This is a genomic window from Lactococcus petauri (genome assembly GCF_002154895.1).
Taxonomy (GTDB): Bacteria; Bacillota; Bacilli; order Lactobacillales; family Streptococcaceae; genus Lactococcus; species Lactococcus petauri.
In genome coordinates, this window is record NZ_MUIZ01000005.1 from 153,009 (window position 1) to 167,070 (window position 14,062).

General features: G+C 37.7%; 13 protein-coding genes and 1 riboswitch. Of the genes, 6 read left to right on the forward strand and 7 right to left on the reverse strand.

Features of this window, described 5'->3' with window-relative positions:
• Positions 1-8: 8 nt before the first annotated feature.
• From murC to BZZ03_RS08540, 3 genes are all read right to left on the reverse strand, one after another.
• A complete protein-coding gene (murC, locus tag BZZ03_RS08530) occupies positions 9-1,340 on the reverse strand; it encodes a UDP-N-acetylmuramate--L-alanine ligase (protein WP_019292248.1) in 1,332 nt (443 codons plus the stop codon).
• A gap of 50 nt (positions 1,341-1,390) precedes the next feature.
• A complete protein-coding gene (locus BZZ03_RS08535) occupies positions 1,391-2,020 on the reverse strand; it encodes a hypothetical protein (RefSeq protein ID WP_019292249.1) in 630 nt (209 codons plus the stop codon).
• Positions 2,021-2,154: 134 nt separating this feature from the next.
• Positions 2,155-5,265, reverse strand: a complete 3,111-nt coding sequence (locus BZZ03_RS08540; protein WP_086583013.1) for a DEAD/DEAH box helicase — start codon at positions 5,263-5,265, stop codon at positions 2,155-2,157.
• A gap of 561 nt (positions 5,266-5,826) precedes the next feature.
• Here BZZ03_RS08540 and BZZ03_RS08545 point away from each other — a divergent pair.
• A complete protein-coding gene (locus BZZ03_RS08545) occupies positions 5,827-7,167 on the forward strand; it encodes an amino acid permease (protein ID WP_086583014.1) in 1,341 nt (446 codons plus the stop codon).
• Positions 7,168-7,240: 73 nt separating this feature from the next.
• Here the strand turns inward: BZZ03_RS08545 and BZZ03_RS08550 are convergent, their stop codons facing one another.
• Entirely contained in the window at positions 7,241-8,185 is a 945-nt protein-coding gene (locus BZZ03_RS08550; RefSeq protein ID WP_086583015.1) for a serine hydrolase domain-containing protein, read from the reverse strand.
• Positions 8,182-8,958: a CppA family protein gene (locus BZZ03_RS08555; RefSeq protein ID WP_086583016.1), complete on the reverse strand. Its 777-nt coding sequence runs from the start codon at positions 8,956-8,958 to the stop codon at positions 8,182-8,184. Before BZZ03_RS08555 ends, BZZ03_RS08550 begins: the two co-directional genes overlap by 4 nt.
• 77 nt (positions 8,959-9,035) lie before the next feature.
• On the opposite strand from BZZ03_RS08555, the gene BZZ03_RS08560 reads away from it, so the two are divergent.
• From BZZ03_RS08560 to BZZ03_RS08575, 4 genes are all read left to right on the forward strand, one after another.
• The gene (locus tag BZZ03_RS08560) at positions 9,036-9,824 is read left to right on the forward strand and encodes a CPBP family intramembrane glutamic endopeptidase (RefSeq protein WP_086583017.1); all 789 of its coding nucleotides are present in this window, start codon (positions 9,036-9,038) and stop codon (positions 9,822-9,824) included.
• A 34-nt stretch (positions 9,825-9,858) separates the two neighbouring features.
• Positions 9,859-9,957: riboswitch (TPP riboswitch) on the forward strand.
• Positions 9,958-10,012: 55 nt separating this feature from the next.
• Entirely contained in the window at positions 10,013-10,549 is a 537-nt protein-coding gene (gene thiT, locus BZZ03_RS08565) for an energy-coupled thiamine transporter ThiT (protein WP_046400849.1), read from the forward strand.
• 12 nt (positions 10,550-10,561) lie between these two features.
• Complete coding sequence (locus tag BZZ03_RS08570; protein ID WP_019292256.1) at positions 10,562-11,041, forward strand: aminoacyl-tRNA deacylase; 480 nt, start codon at positions 10,562-10,564, stop codon at positions 11,039-11,041.
• Positions 11,042-11,149: 108 nt separating this feature from the next.
• A complete protein-coding gene (locus BZZ03_RS08575) occupies positions 11,150-11,506 on the forward strand; it encodes a DUF3397 domain-containing protein (protein WP_019292257.1) in 357 nt (118 codons plus the stop codon).
• 70 nt (positions 11,507-11,576) lie between these two features.
• On the opposite strand, the gene BZZ03_RS08580 is transcribed toward BZZ03_RS08575, so the two are convergent.
• Together BZZ03_RS08580 and BZZ03_RS08585 are read right to left on the reverse strand one after the other, a co-directional pair.
• Positions 11,577-11,792 (reverse strand): YdbC family protein, encoded by a 216-nt coding sequence (locus BZZ03_RS08580; protein ID WP_003133281.1) that lies wholly within the window; start codon positions 11,790-11,792, stop codon positions 11,577-11,579.
• A 48-nt stretch (positions 11,793-11,840) separates the two neighbouring features.
• Entirely contained in the window at positions 11,841-13,106 is a 1,266-nt protein-coding gene (locus BZZ03_RS08585; protein ID WP_086583018.1) for a UDP-N-acetylglucosamine 1-carboxyvinyltransferase, read from the reverse strand.
• 232 nt (positions 13,107-13,338) lie between these two features.
• Here BZZ03_RS08585 and BZZ03_RS08590 point away from each other — a divergent pair, with 232 nt between their 5' ends.
• Entirely contained in the window at positions 13,339-14,058 is a 720-nt protein-coding gene (locus BZZ03_RS08590; protein ID WP_086583019.1) for a hypothetical protein, read from the forward strand.
• Positions 14,059-14,062: the final 4 nt, after the last annotated feature.

A 14,062-nucleotide genomic window follows, 5' to 3' on the forward strand; every position in this document is an offset into this window, starting at 1 on the left:
TTTTGTTTTTACAATGTATTTTTTGTCAACTGACTGAGCAAATCCTCAAAGGCTGCTTCATATTGTTGGATATTACCTGCGCCCATGAAAACATAAACGCCGCGGTTGTGATCCAAAAGTGGCGAAACATTTTCCACTGAAATAACACGAGCAGGCTTACGCACTTTATCCGCAAGGTCTTGTGCTGTAATTTCATGGTGGTCAACTTCACGCGCAGAGCCATAAATTTCAGCAAGATATACAGTATCTGCAGAATCAAGGACTTGAGCAAACTCATCTGCAAAGGCGATTGTTCGTGTAAATGTATGAGGTTGGAAAACGGCTACAATTTCACGATCCGGATATTTTTGACGCGCTGCATCAATCGTTGCTTCGATTTCGGTAGGATGATGTGCGAAATCATCAATAATGATTGTTTCGCCAACTTTTTTCTCTGTAAATCGGCGTTTTACACCAGAGAAAGTCAACAAATGATCAGCAATATCATTCATATCCAAGCCAAGCTGATGTGTTACACCAACTACCGCTAAGGCATTTGCAATATTGTGCTTCCCATAAGCAGGCACGACAAAGTGTCCGATTTTTTCACCACGGAAATAAGCATCAAAAGATGAGCCGCGTGTTGAGCGAATGATATCTTTTGCTTGATAATCATCTCCATCTTCAAAACCATAATAGTAAATCGGTGCTTCTGCTGTAATTTTACGTAAATAAGGATCTTCTCCGAAAACGAAAATACCTTTTTTAATATTTTGAGCATAGTCTTGGAATGCAGAGGCTACATCATCGATATTTTGGAAATAATCAGGATGGTCAAAATCAACATTTGTAATAATTGTATATTCTGGATGATAAGGCATGAAGTGACGTTCATATTCATCAGATTCAAAAACAAAATACTCACTGTCCGCATTTCCACGTCCTGTACCATCACCAATCAAGTATGACGTATCTACAGCGTTTTTCATGACATGAGCTAAAATTCCTGTCGTTGAAGTTTTACCATGCGCCCCCGCAACCCCAACACTGATAAAATCTTCCATGAAATGACCTAAAAACTCGTGGTAACGTTTAAAAGTGAAGCCATTTTTTTCAGCAAAAGCAATTTCTACATTATTGTCCGTACGGAAAGCATTCCCTGCAATCAACTCAACTTCTGGTGTAATATTTTTCTCGTCAAAAGGAAGAATAGGAATACCCGCTTCCTCAAGTCCACGTTGTGTAAAATAGTAGTCAGTTGTATCTGAACCTTGTACTTTTTTACCCATTTGGTGGAGCATAAGAGCGAGTGCACTCATACCTGAGCCTTTAATTCCTATAAAATGATATACTTTTTCCATGATAAATAAGAAATTTCAGTCGGAACTGAAATCTTTTCTCCTTCTTTTATTTAAAGTCCGCGGTCAAATAAGTTCTTCCGTTTATTATCGAAATACTCATTTTTTGCAGTTTTAGCCTTATCTTCTCCTTTTTGAGGAGAGCCAGAAATAATAGCTTCATCGAGGTTTAATCCTCGTTTTTTCATATCCCGAATCGGATTATTAGTGGCTGGACGTCTTGGAGACATCGGCTTTTGTTCGATTGTCTTCTTTTCACTCGATGCCGGTTTCGCTGCATTAAGTACTGCTGATGAACGGCGCAAAGAAAAATCATCTTTATCACGCTCTAGCGGATGAACATAGCCTTTTGGACGTTTAGGAGGTACCGCTGCTTCTCTTTTGGCCTTTTCTTTTGATTCATCAACACTCGTTTTTTTAGGCATTTTATCAAAAGAACTATACCCACTATGATTGCTATTTAATGGACGATGTTGAGTGCTATAGCTGACCTTTGTTTTTATTGGCTTATAGACATCTGAACGTTTTTTATCAGACATTTGAACACCACCAAAAGAAGCCTCGTCTTGTTGACTAGGATTCTTAGTAATCAGTTGTGAATTTGTCATGATGACGCGTGTGTCTTTTTCAAGCATTTCATCATCATCGATGATTGGAAATACGACTCTTCTTCCTTCGTTCATTGCTTGCCCTACTTAATTTTTTGTTTGTCTTGAAACTTTTCCTCTACGTTCCTTAAAAAGTTTGTTTAATCTTATTTTTTTCTTAGGTAAGTGTTTCAATTATTATTATATCGCATTTTCAGTGATTTTTAAAGTTATAGTCCCAAAATTTCTCTGATTTCTGCTTCGCTGAGCGTCTTATCAATCACATCACCGTCTAAAACATTTGCAATCAAATCTTTCTTACGTTCCTGAATCTCCATGATTTTTTCTTCAATCGTTCCTTGTGTAATCAAGCGAATGACTTCAACAGTACTCTTTTGCCCCATACGATGGGCTCTTGCAATGGCTTGTTCCTCAACCGCTGGATTCCACCAGAGATCGACCAGGATAACAACATCAGCACTTGTAAGGTTCAGACCTACACCACCTGCTTTCAGTGAGATGAGGAAAGCATCACGACTTCCAGCATTAAAGGCTTGCACCATTTCTAACCGTTCTTTGACTGGAGTTGAACCCGTTAGCTTATAAGCTGTGAGATCCAATTTTTCCATGGCTTCTTCAATGTAAGGGAAGGTTTTGGTAAACTGTGAGAAAATCAAAGGGCGATGACCAGATGCCTTGACTTGCTCTAAAAGCTCCATCAAACTGTCTAACTTCCCAGAACCACCTTCATAGTTGTCCATGAAAAGTGCCGGTGTATTACATATTTGACGGAGTCGTGTGATTCCTGCCAAAATTTCAATACGTGATTTCTTAAGACTCGCACTGTCCATTTGACGGACAGATTGTTGCATCAATTCCAATTGGGCTAAGTATAAGAGCTTTTGCTCTTCAACCATGTTATTGCGTAAGGTCATTTCCATCTTATCAGGCAACTCTGTCAGAACTTCTTCTTTTTTACGACGCATAATAAATGGATGGATAATACGGGCAATAACTTCTGGCGACATCTTATTAAATGTTTCCCGTTTTGGTAAAAAGCCAGGCATGACCACTTGGAAAATAGCCCAAATTTCTTCTAAGCGATTTTCCAACGGCGTTCCTGATAAAGCAAAAGTATGCTCAACATTCAGTTGACTAAGTGCTCTATTTGTTTTACTGCTGTAGTTTTTCACAGCTTGTGCTTCATCCAAGAGAAGATAGTTAAGCTTCTTGTCTTGATAATCATCGAAATCCTTAAGGAAACTTCCGTAACTTGTAATATAAACTTGATGTTTCCCGTGAATCAAAGCATCACGATCGGCCTTCATCCCATCAACAACCACATAATCTACCGTGTCCGTAAATTGCTCAAACTCACTGGCCCAGTTGTAAATAAGGCTAGCAGGAGCAGTGACTAAGGCTGTTTCATCTTCTTTTAGATTTGATAGTAAATAGGTGATTGCTTGTACTGTTTTACCCAGCCCCATGTCGTCTGCCAACACACCTCCTAAGTGATAGTGCGTTAACATAGACATCCAACGAACTCCTGTTTCCTGGTAACTTCGCAGCTCTGCTTTGACATGCTCAGGTTTTTCGTAAGGGAAGGTTTCTGGGTGCGTTAAGTGCTCATAGAAGGCTTTAAATTCATTCGAAAAATTGCTACTTGAAATATTTTCAAATATTTTAGAAACTTGGAAGCTACGTGTCACATTGACTTCTAAGCTCGTTCCACTAATGGTAAAATTATCATCCAGTTCTCGTAAAGCTGATTTCAACTCACTGAACTTCTGGTCAAAGATAAATAATTTTCCGTTTTCACTGACATAATATTCCGCATTATTTTGCAGTTGTGCAATAACATTTGCAAATTCATTTTCGCCGATGCTTGGCATTTCAAAGGCGATATCCAACAAGCCTCCTCGACGATCAATCATGATTTCCGGCACTTCATCGACTTTCATATCCATTAGTCCAGGAGACAGTTTTACTTGACCTAATTTCTGGAATTGGGGCAAAATTTTAATAAAGAAAGTTTCTGCAAATTGTGCCGAAAGCGTAACAGAACTTGTAAAAGAACGTGTGAAACCAAAACGAGCCATGAGCGTAAATATCTTATTTTCTAGGCGTAAGTCTCTTGAAAACTCGAGTGTTTCTAATTCATGGAAGTGTTCCACTTTAAAATTTCCATAATCAAATTGAACCGAAAGTTCTATATTTTGTCCATCAGGATTAGCAAAGTTAAAAATCGGTGTAAAGGGGCGAATAACAAAATTTTCAGGAGCTGAGATTTGACCTAAACTAGAAAGTTGTTGCAGTGCTTGTGCTACTTTGTCCTTATCCATATATGAAAATTGATTATGTTTTTCACCCTCAAGTTCTTTTTGAACCAGCTGCAACAACCGTTTTTGTTCATGATCAACCTTATAAAAGACGTGATTATAATATAAAAGCGAACCACTGTAAAAGGAACTGAAAGCATTATCTTCGATTTTTAACTCAATAAAGTCTCTTTGGCTTGTCACACTAAATTTAAAAATTTCTGAATCCTCGTCAAGAGTAACGAAGGTGAAATAGTTAACCAATGCACCTGATAATCTCAAGCTAAAACGTGACAAGTTAGAAGCCAAATCCATTGCCTCTTCAATAAAAAGATAAGGGAAATTAAGGTAACGTCCATTTTTAATATATAGTTGATTGGCCATTTGGGCATCAAGTTTGCCATGTATTTTAAGCAAGAAATTCAAAAAGTCTTGACTGGCTTCATCGAAATTATCAAAAAAGAGATCAACATAGTGAAGAGCACCAAGCGAATATTGTCCAAAGTTTTGCAATGTTCTCAAAAAATATGGAATATCCTTAATCACATAAGCCCTACCTAAGCGTTCGCTATATAAGCGTAAGTCAAAATACATGAAGTAATCCATAGAAAAAACATCATAGAGTTGCGAATTATCTTCAACATGTACTTCAATCGAAAATTGCTCTGCTCCGAAATTAACTTGTGTTTCCCCATTCAAGGCATCTAAAAAGGCAGCGTTGGCAGCCAATTCATCATTTGCCACTAGCTCAATCTTTTCTATATTTTTTTTATCGTCTTCGATTTCTTTATTTTCATTCTTGAGGTATTCTTCTACTGCAGCAATGTGCTTACAATAGCGATGATTACGCTGAAAATCAGCACAAGAACAATAGTCCTGCGCTCCATCCATATCGTAAATTACTTGTTCTCCTGCAACCTCTGCAGAAAGTTTAAAATCTTCTATTGACGGATCAATTAAAAGCCCCTGACTATACAGGGCTATTCCTTCACTGCGTACACGTGCTGGCATCATTCTGCTCATTTTATCTTTATCCTATTTTTGATGCCTTTTTGCACCAACTCTCCGTCTATTTTTTCTTCTAAATCCCTTTAAAATGTGCATACATTATACCATATTTGGCTAATTTTTTCACGAATGCCCTAATAAAAAACGTATGTCCGTCTTCAATAAAAATTTTTTCTAAGACTTAGTTCCTTCAGTGTAAGTCAATGTAAAAACCTTTTGACATAAAAATTTTTTAAGTCCACTTTTAATTTTTTAATTTGTGCAAAAATTTGAATTTTTGTATTATTTGTATTATACTTTACACTATTAAAATAAAGAGGCTCAAAAAATGATTAACGCTTATCACACAGTTTTGTTGTTGATTATGGGCTCACACTAAGTACTGGAAAGTAAAGGTGTGAGTCCTCTTTGGCGTTGGTCAAAAAGGGGCAAAGAGATGTCCCTTTGGGCATCTTTTTTTAATTTATTTTTAACGATTATTGCTACTCAAACGTGACAATAAAATGAGAGGAGACTTAATTTGACTTAGAATTTTAAATTAAAAATATTTATTTTTATAACGAGAGGAATTTATAATTGGAAAATAATCAAAATTTACAAAAGAGAATGGCAACACGCCATATCACTATGATTGCTCTAGGTGGAGCAATTGGGGCTGGACTCTTTAAAGGGAGCGCTTCCGCTATAGAATCTGCTGGTCCTGCTGTCCTTCTTTCTTACTTTATCGGAGGCGTGGTTTTATTCTTCGTGATGAAGAGCTTAGAAAAATTAGTTCTCAGCTCGGATGAACCACATGGCCTTTCAGGTTTGGTTCAACCTTATCTGGGTAACCATGCGGCCGACTTTACCGACTGGGTGTATTGGTCACTTTGGATGATTAATATTATTGCCGAAGCTGTCGCTGCTGCTAGCTTTATACAGCTTTGGTTTCCTAATATCCCTTCATGGGCTTTTGTCTTACTCATCGCTATCCTAACGTCACTTATTAACCTACTGTCAGTAACATTCTTTGCCGAAACAGAATACTGGCTTGCTTTTATCAAAATCAGCGTTATCATTCTTCTTATTATTTTTGGTGTCATTTTAGTTGCACAAAACATTTTTAATACCAACTTGATATCTGCATTTTCAGGGATGACAAAATATGGTGGCTTTGCGCCACACGGACTTAAAGGCGTTATCAATTCTTTATTGATTGTTATCTATTCCTACGGTGGTTCTGAACTCATTGCCATTACCGTTAGTGAGACAGAAAATCCTAAAACTGCTATCCCACGCGCTATCCGAGGCGTTATTGGACGTATCATTTCTTTTTATATCGTCCCAATGTTCCTCTTGCTCCTTATCTACAACTGGAACGACTTGGCAACATCAACAATGAGCCCGTTTGTCATGGTCTTTAACAAAATGCATATTCCATTTGCTGCAGACATCATTAATTTCATTATTATTCTGGCGCTCTTTTCTTCAATCAACTCTGGCATTTATGCCTCTTCAAGAATTTTATTCTTCCGCTTAAAAAATCATAAAGGGAAGTTTTCGCAAAAAATCGCTACTTTAAATAAAAGCAAGGTTCCTCAAAGAGCTGTGCTCTTCTGCTCTGGGACATTGTATATTGGTGTTGTTCTTTCTTACTTCTTAGGAGACAGCTTATTCAACTATCTCGCTGGTTCTTTATCTTACACTGTCCTTTTAGTTTGGTTCTTAATTAGTCTTGCAGGCTTCTTATTAGCGCGTAAGACCAAAGCTTTAGGTACCATGAGCATGAGTCTTATTGCTCTTATTGCTTTGTTATTGATTTTCTTTGGTATCCTTACTACTAATCCTGTTGGAGTAACCCTCTTTACCGCACTACTTTACTTTATTATATTGATCAGTTATCGGAAAAAGAACGATCCTGTAGACAATATCAGTTAAGAAATATTAAACATTTTCCTTTTAAAAAGGAAAATGTTTTTTTATGTGGTAGTAAAAAAAGCTGACAGGACTGTCAGCTTAAATTTTTTATGAGTGTTTCAATCAATACATCGCGATCTGCAATCCATTGTGCCCGCTCATCTTTCAGATGCACACGATTGGATAAGAAAATCACCGCTTTTTTTGCTTCCAGATTCATCAGGATGAAAGTTCCGGTGTAACCTGTGTGCAGTAACCATTGGTCATGTATGAAGTCCCAAGCTAAACTTCTTGGACGTTGACCCGCTGCAAAATTTTTCTGTAGGGCCAAATATTTTGTGTCTGAAAAATAACCTTGAACAAATTTCACCAAATCATTCATCGGTGCAAAAAGCCCTGCTGATCCACAATGTTTTCCTAACACTTTTGCTTTTGGATCATGAACTGTTCCCACTCTCGTATCTAGACTTGTAGGTACAGCATTGGTAACAGGACCAAAAGATGTGGCAGACATGTCCCATTTTTCAAAAACCTCTGCTTTAAAAACTACGTCTAAAGATTTCCCATAAAGCTTTTCAAGCATAAAGCCCAACAAAATAAAGTTAATATCTGTGTAGTGACAACTTTTGTCTTCCGTTACCTCGATATGGTCAATCGCCTCTTTTAAACCTTTAAAATCTAACTTATCACGGTTTTCAATAAACGGATTGATACCTGTTGTATGAGTAAGAAGCTGTCTCAAAGTGATGCTCTCATCATGAAAATCAGGATAATAATCCGTAAACGGAGCATCCAGACTTAACTTTCCTGATAAAACGAGGTTAATGACTACTGTTCCTGTACCTACAACTTTTGAAACGGAAGCTAAATCCCATTTTTTCCCTGCAACCAATGGTTCGACTTGTGGAAGTATTGCTTGATTGCCTCGAACAAACTCTTGAACCTTTGTTCCTTCTACAATAGCAATCTGGCAGCCTGGGAAAATTGCTTCTGCCACATAGTCATCAATTGTCGCTAAAAATTCTTCTTCACTTTTCATAGGCCTTGTTTTGTAAACCAAAGTTCCATGTGGTGTGGGATGTCAATAGCCAATGTCTTTGCTTTTTTATCCAGATACAATTTTTCATCAGGTAAATCATCTGCAAACTGAGCCAAATCAAAAGATGGCGACACTTGAAAACGTAAAAGCATCAGGTCTAGCTTTTCATCCATATTAGCTGTCAAGTCAGGTCCATCATTTTGACAAAAGACCAGATGCAAGCCAGCAAGATCTAAAAGATTCCCTTGCGCTTTTACACCAAGAATTTTTTCGTACTCTGAAATAATAGACTTTTCAGCAATATTAATTTGCACCTCTTTAATAGCGAAATCGGATAATCCTGTAAATTCTCCCTCATCAAAGTCAACTTCAGATTTAGCAACTTCCGTTAAGTCTGACCAATCATTTACAGATACCATCAGAAAAACATCACTTTCTGGAGAAACAGCTTCAAAAGCCCAACTATCTTTTACCTGATAAAGATGTGTGACTTGGTCCAGATTGCGCGCTAAAAGCTGTTCGATTTCATCCTCATCAGCTTGGATGACTGTACGTCCATGTTTTTTCACACCTTGAACTGGAACTACACCTGGTGATTCCTCTAAGATTAACCTTGGTTGCTTTGCTTCATAACCAGATAAAAAAACTTCTGCATTTTCTTCGTGCAAGACTTTCATGCCAAGCACATCACGATAAAAATTTAAATTTTCTTCGCGATTGAGTACACGGTAGCCTGGTAAGCAAACTTCTAAATTATTTATGAATTCTTTCATTCTGATTCTCCATTTATCTTCTTATATTTTATTAAAACTTATACAAATTATCAATGATTATATGTTAGAATTGTTCTATGATTAAATTTCGAGACCTTATTAAAAAACCTTGGACCTGGACAATTCTTCCTGCTCTTCTCTTTGCCCTTCCTTTTTCTTTACGGGCTGGTTGGGGGCAATGGTTAGGACTCAGCCTCCTTCTTTATCTAATTAGTTTAATTTTTACTTATAAAAAATCAATCTGGCTTGCTTTCTTTGTACTTTCTTTATTGCCAAGTTTTGCTACGTCACTCATGAGCCAATTGCATTCTGGAAGAGCTTTTTCTTCTCTTGACCAAGTGATCTTTTTTGTGATTTTCTTTATTGCTCTTGGCTTATCTTACTTTCTTGCTCGCCGCCGTAATATTATTCCACCGGTTGCTGTCAAAGAATTTCCCTTGGGCAAAATCGCCCTCGGATTTGGTGCGCTTTTCTTAGTTTCACTCTGTGTCAACATTTTAGCACAGGCGCTTGGTTTACACGCAAGTACAGAAAATCAAGAGGCATTGAATAGTCTCGCCCAGGTTATTCCTTTAGGCATCTTTGCTGTCCAAACGATTTTTGCCGGTTTCTTTGAGGAACTCACTTACCGTGTTGGCCCTTTCGAAGTTCTCTTCACAAAAAATAAATTTTTAGCTTTCATGACAGCAGCTCTGCTTTTTGCAGGTATGCACAGTCCAACAGATCTTTACAGTTGGCTTGTTTATGGCTCAATGAGTCTGGTGTTAACCACATTCTATTTTAAATACCGAAATTTTTACCTCAATATGGCCATTCATATGGCTTGGAATTTTCTGGGAATAAGTATGACATTTTTGCTAAAGTAAACATCTTATGGTATATTAAGATTGTAAAATTAAAAATTTGCACAATGGGTGCTCTAAGGGAAACCAAGAGCTGAGAAACACCATTTGACCTGATCTGGTTAGTACCAGCGTAGGAATGTGTTTGTATAGGGGACTGCTGTCTTCAATTCTCTCTAACCCTCCTTTGTGCCAACAAAAGGAGATTTTTTATGTCTAATTCTAAAGTTTTAGAACTTACCGAAACAGCTATTGCTGCTGCATTAGCTCTTGTCTTGAGTTTCATATCGATAAACTATGCTCAAGTTTTTTATCTTGAGCTGGCAGTTATTCCCTTACTGGTCTTAGCCTTGCGCCGCGGCGTATTTTGGGGCATGACAGGCGGGCTAGTATTTGGTCTACTTCTGATTGTATTAGGTCAAGCCACTATCTTGACTCCAGTACAGGCATTGCTTGAATATATCGTTGCACCGATTTCTCTTGGTTTAGCTGGTGTTTTGCGCAAAAAGGACTCTAGCCAAACACGCACAATCTTTGCTGTAGCTTTTCTCGGCGTTCTTATCAAATATTTTTGGCACTTTGTCGCTGGTGTTATCTTTTGGGGACAATATGCTTGGAAAGGCTGGGGGGCTATTCCCTATTCATTTGTTGTCAATGGAATAAGTGGAATTGCGACCGCAGCTCTTGCTGCTCTAGTCCTTGTTCTGCTCTCCAAGAGTGCACCTCAGATTTTTCAAGCGAAAAAGTGATATAATGAACGCATGAGCAAGAAAAAGAAACTGAAAAAAACATTAGTTGAACAAATTCTGGACAAAGGTCAAGTCAATCATGAAGGGCTTGCTCTCAATGCTTTAGAAGCAGAGCTCATGCCTGAAGACATCCAACGTCGTGACATTTATAAAACGCTCGCACTTATAGGAGATAAAACGGGTCCAATCGTAGGGATTCTTCCTCTGACAGAGCATCTTTCTGAAAAGAAATTAGCAAAGGTCTCTGGAAATAAGAAGGTCCACATGATTCCTCAAAAAGATTTGCAGAAAACCACTGGATACATCCATGGTGCTAATAATCCTGTCGGTATCTGGCAAACCAAAAGGTTCCCTATCTATATCGATACCATCGCACTGGATGCAGATAAAATCATTGTTTCTGCCGGTGAAGTCGGCCGTTCTATACGCCTCAATCCAAAAGAACTCGCAACTTTTGTACAAGCTGAATTTGCTGAAATTCGTGAAATTTAAATAAAAAGGAAAGCTTAACTATGGCTTTTCTTTTTATTTTTACATCTCGATTTATTGTTCCGACAAATAACACTTTACAAAAGTACCCAAAACCGCTAAAATTAAGCTATGTTACCTAAGATTATTGCCACTTTATATCCGCTTCTCAGCTGGATCGTATTGGTTTTCGCTTTTAAATTTTTACGTATTCGCCACTTGACTAATCGAAAACTTCGCATTCCTGATATTTTTGTCCTCTTTTTAATTTTTGGACTCCAACTTTTTTCAGAGCAATTTACTGCTATCAATATTTTGCCTTACTACTTTTTGATTCTTTCCTTCTTAGCTCTCGTCTTGTTGCTATTAGATTTGTTCTATTTTAAAGACTTCAAATATAAACGTTTCTTTAAGCTTTTTTGGCGCATTACTTTTGTGATTACTTTTGCTCTTTACATCGCTATGATTGTCATGATTTACATGCATTGATAAAAGAACCATACTAATGGTTTTTCTTTTTATATATGATTCATAAAAAAAACCAGAAAAACTGGTTTTTTTATTTGTTTCCGAGTTCTTTCAAAAGAACAGCAAATTCTTCATCTGTCAGCGTAATTCCCTTGCCCATCTTTTCATGGTCGGGCGACCACTGGCGCAAATCATACTTAGCTTCCATGCCATTCCATGACACGCGGTTAAGCTCTTTTGTCCAGCCTTTAGCATTTTCAGATAGAGTAATAAGATGCTCCTCAATTTCAAATTTTAAATCAGCCATATACACCTCCTATATTAATGATACGTAAAAAGTGTTAACTTTTCACAATTAATCTTCAATAAGTTGAATATCAACACCTAAAGCCGTCATTTTTTCTATGATACTATCGTAACCTCGAAGAATAAATTCAATATTTTCAATCGTTGTTGTACCTTCGGCGATAATACCAGCCAAAACTAAACTTGCTCCTGCACGCAAGTCGGTAGCACGAACATGAGCACCTTGAAGCTTATTAGGTGCTTCATAAATAATATGATCATCTACAGTTGAGATTGTAGCACCCATCCGTGCCATTTCTGGCACATGGTTGACACGTTTTTCATAAATCGTATCCTTAATCCAACCACGGCCTTGTGCTTTCAGTAATAACGGTGTGATTGGTTGTTGTAAATCAGTCGCAAAACCAGGGTAAGGTACTGTCTTAATATTGATAGCTTTTAAGTTTTCTGAGCGATGAACCTCGATAGAGTCCTCACGAATGGTCATGCGTACACCCATTTCTTCAAGTTTAGCAATAAAAGATTCTAAGTGTTCGTAGATAACATTGTCAACGATGACACCGTCTCCCATAGCTGCAGCCAAAGCAAGATAAGTTCCTGCTTCAATACGGTCAGGAATGACCGTATGACGTGCACCGTGCATTTCTGGTTTTCCTGTAATACGAATCACATCTGTGCCAGCCCCACGTACCTTTGCGCCCATGTTATTCAAGAGTGTAGCTACATCAATAATTTCTGGTTCACGTGCTGCATTTTCAATAATGGTTACACCTTCTGCTGTACTCGCTGCAAGCATTGTATTAATTGTTGCACCTACAGAAACCATATCCATATAGATGGTTGTACCATGTAATTTTTCTTCTTTAGCTTCAAGGTGCATGGCATCTTCAAGGTAAGATAACTCTGCTCCTAAAGCTTCAAAAGCTTTAACATGAAGATCCATAGGACGTGGACCTAAATCACATCCCCCGGGCAAACCAACCGTTGACTTCCCAAAACGACCAAGAAGTGCTCCATTGAAATAATACGATGCACGCAAAGAGTTTATCTTACCATAGGGCAATGGCTTTGAAACAACGTCACGTGTATCAATCGTCAAAATACCCGCATCAGTATCACGTTGAATTTTTGCGCCCATGATTTCCATGATATCAACCAAACTTGCAACATCTGAAATATCGGGAACGCCTTCAAGTGTAACAATATCGTTAGCTAAAATCGTTGCCGGAATAAGGGCAACTACACTATTCTTAGCTCCAGAAATCGTTACCTTCCCTGAGATACTTTTACCACCATTGATTACTATTTTTTTCATAAATTTATTACTCTATCACTTATTGTTTTATTTGAGACATGAAATACATGTACCCTCTATTCTACCATTTTTCCCGTCTTTTGAATAGATGAAAAGCATCCTTTTTTCTTCGCAGATCTTCATCTATGAAATGTATTCATTTATCTGTCTAAAATCTCATTGTATATTATTATTTAACATTAGAAAAAAATGATAATATAACATTAGACACAAAAAATAAAGAAAGGGATAAATGATGAATTTTTCACTCAAAACTTCTTTCATCCCAAACAAAAAGAAAGCAACCTTTTTTAAAGCAAATTATTTTTTCAATATTAATAATGACATGCTCAACCATTTGGAACGTGCTCAAATAAGTCCAGTGCCTTCTCTTAATGAAGCAGATTATCAAGCTTATAATAAAATAATAAGTGCTGAAGGGAAATGGATTGGCATGAGCTCGGAACTCCTTCCTAAAAGTCAAAGCTATTCTCTCAAGAACAAAACCTTAAAGCTCCACGGCTATACCTTTGAAGGATGGGCTAAAGTCCGTAACCGTCACAATGTGCTTGCTCACCCCCAATCTCAGGAACAAGCCCAACTGTATGCTGGGCCAACTTCAGTTATTCATCGCACCAGAGTCTATAATCCCAGCTTCCTCTGGAAACCTCAAGAAAAACATCACTTCGAGCCTATTGGGCAAATCTATGACTTTCATGCACAATGGACACCAATCAAATATCCTGTACGCTACAGCGCTAAAACGATTTGGAATGAACCACTTGAGTGGGACCATCCTGAAGGTATGCGAAGCATCGAACAAGGCTACATCTCACCAGCCAAAGTCAAATTACCTCACTATCACTTTGTCGGCTGGCAAGTAGAGGATGCTCCCTTAAGCAAAGAACAGCTAATTATTCCTGCTGGTATTGGTCCTGTCGATATTATCGCTATTTTCGAGCAAATATCCTGATTGA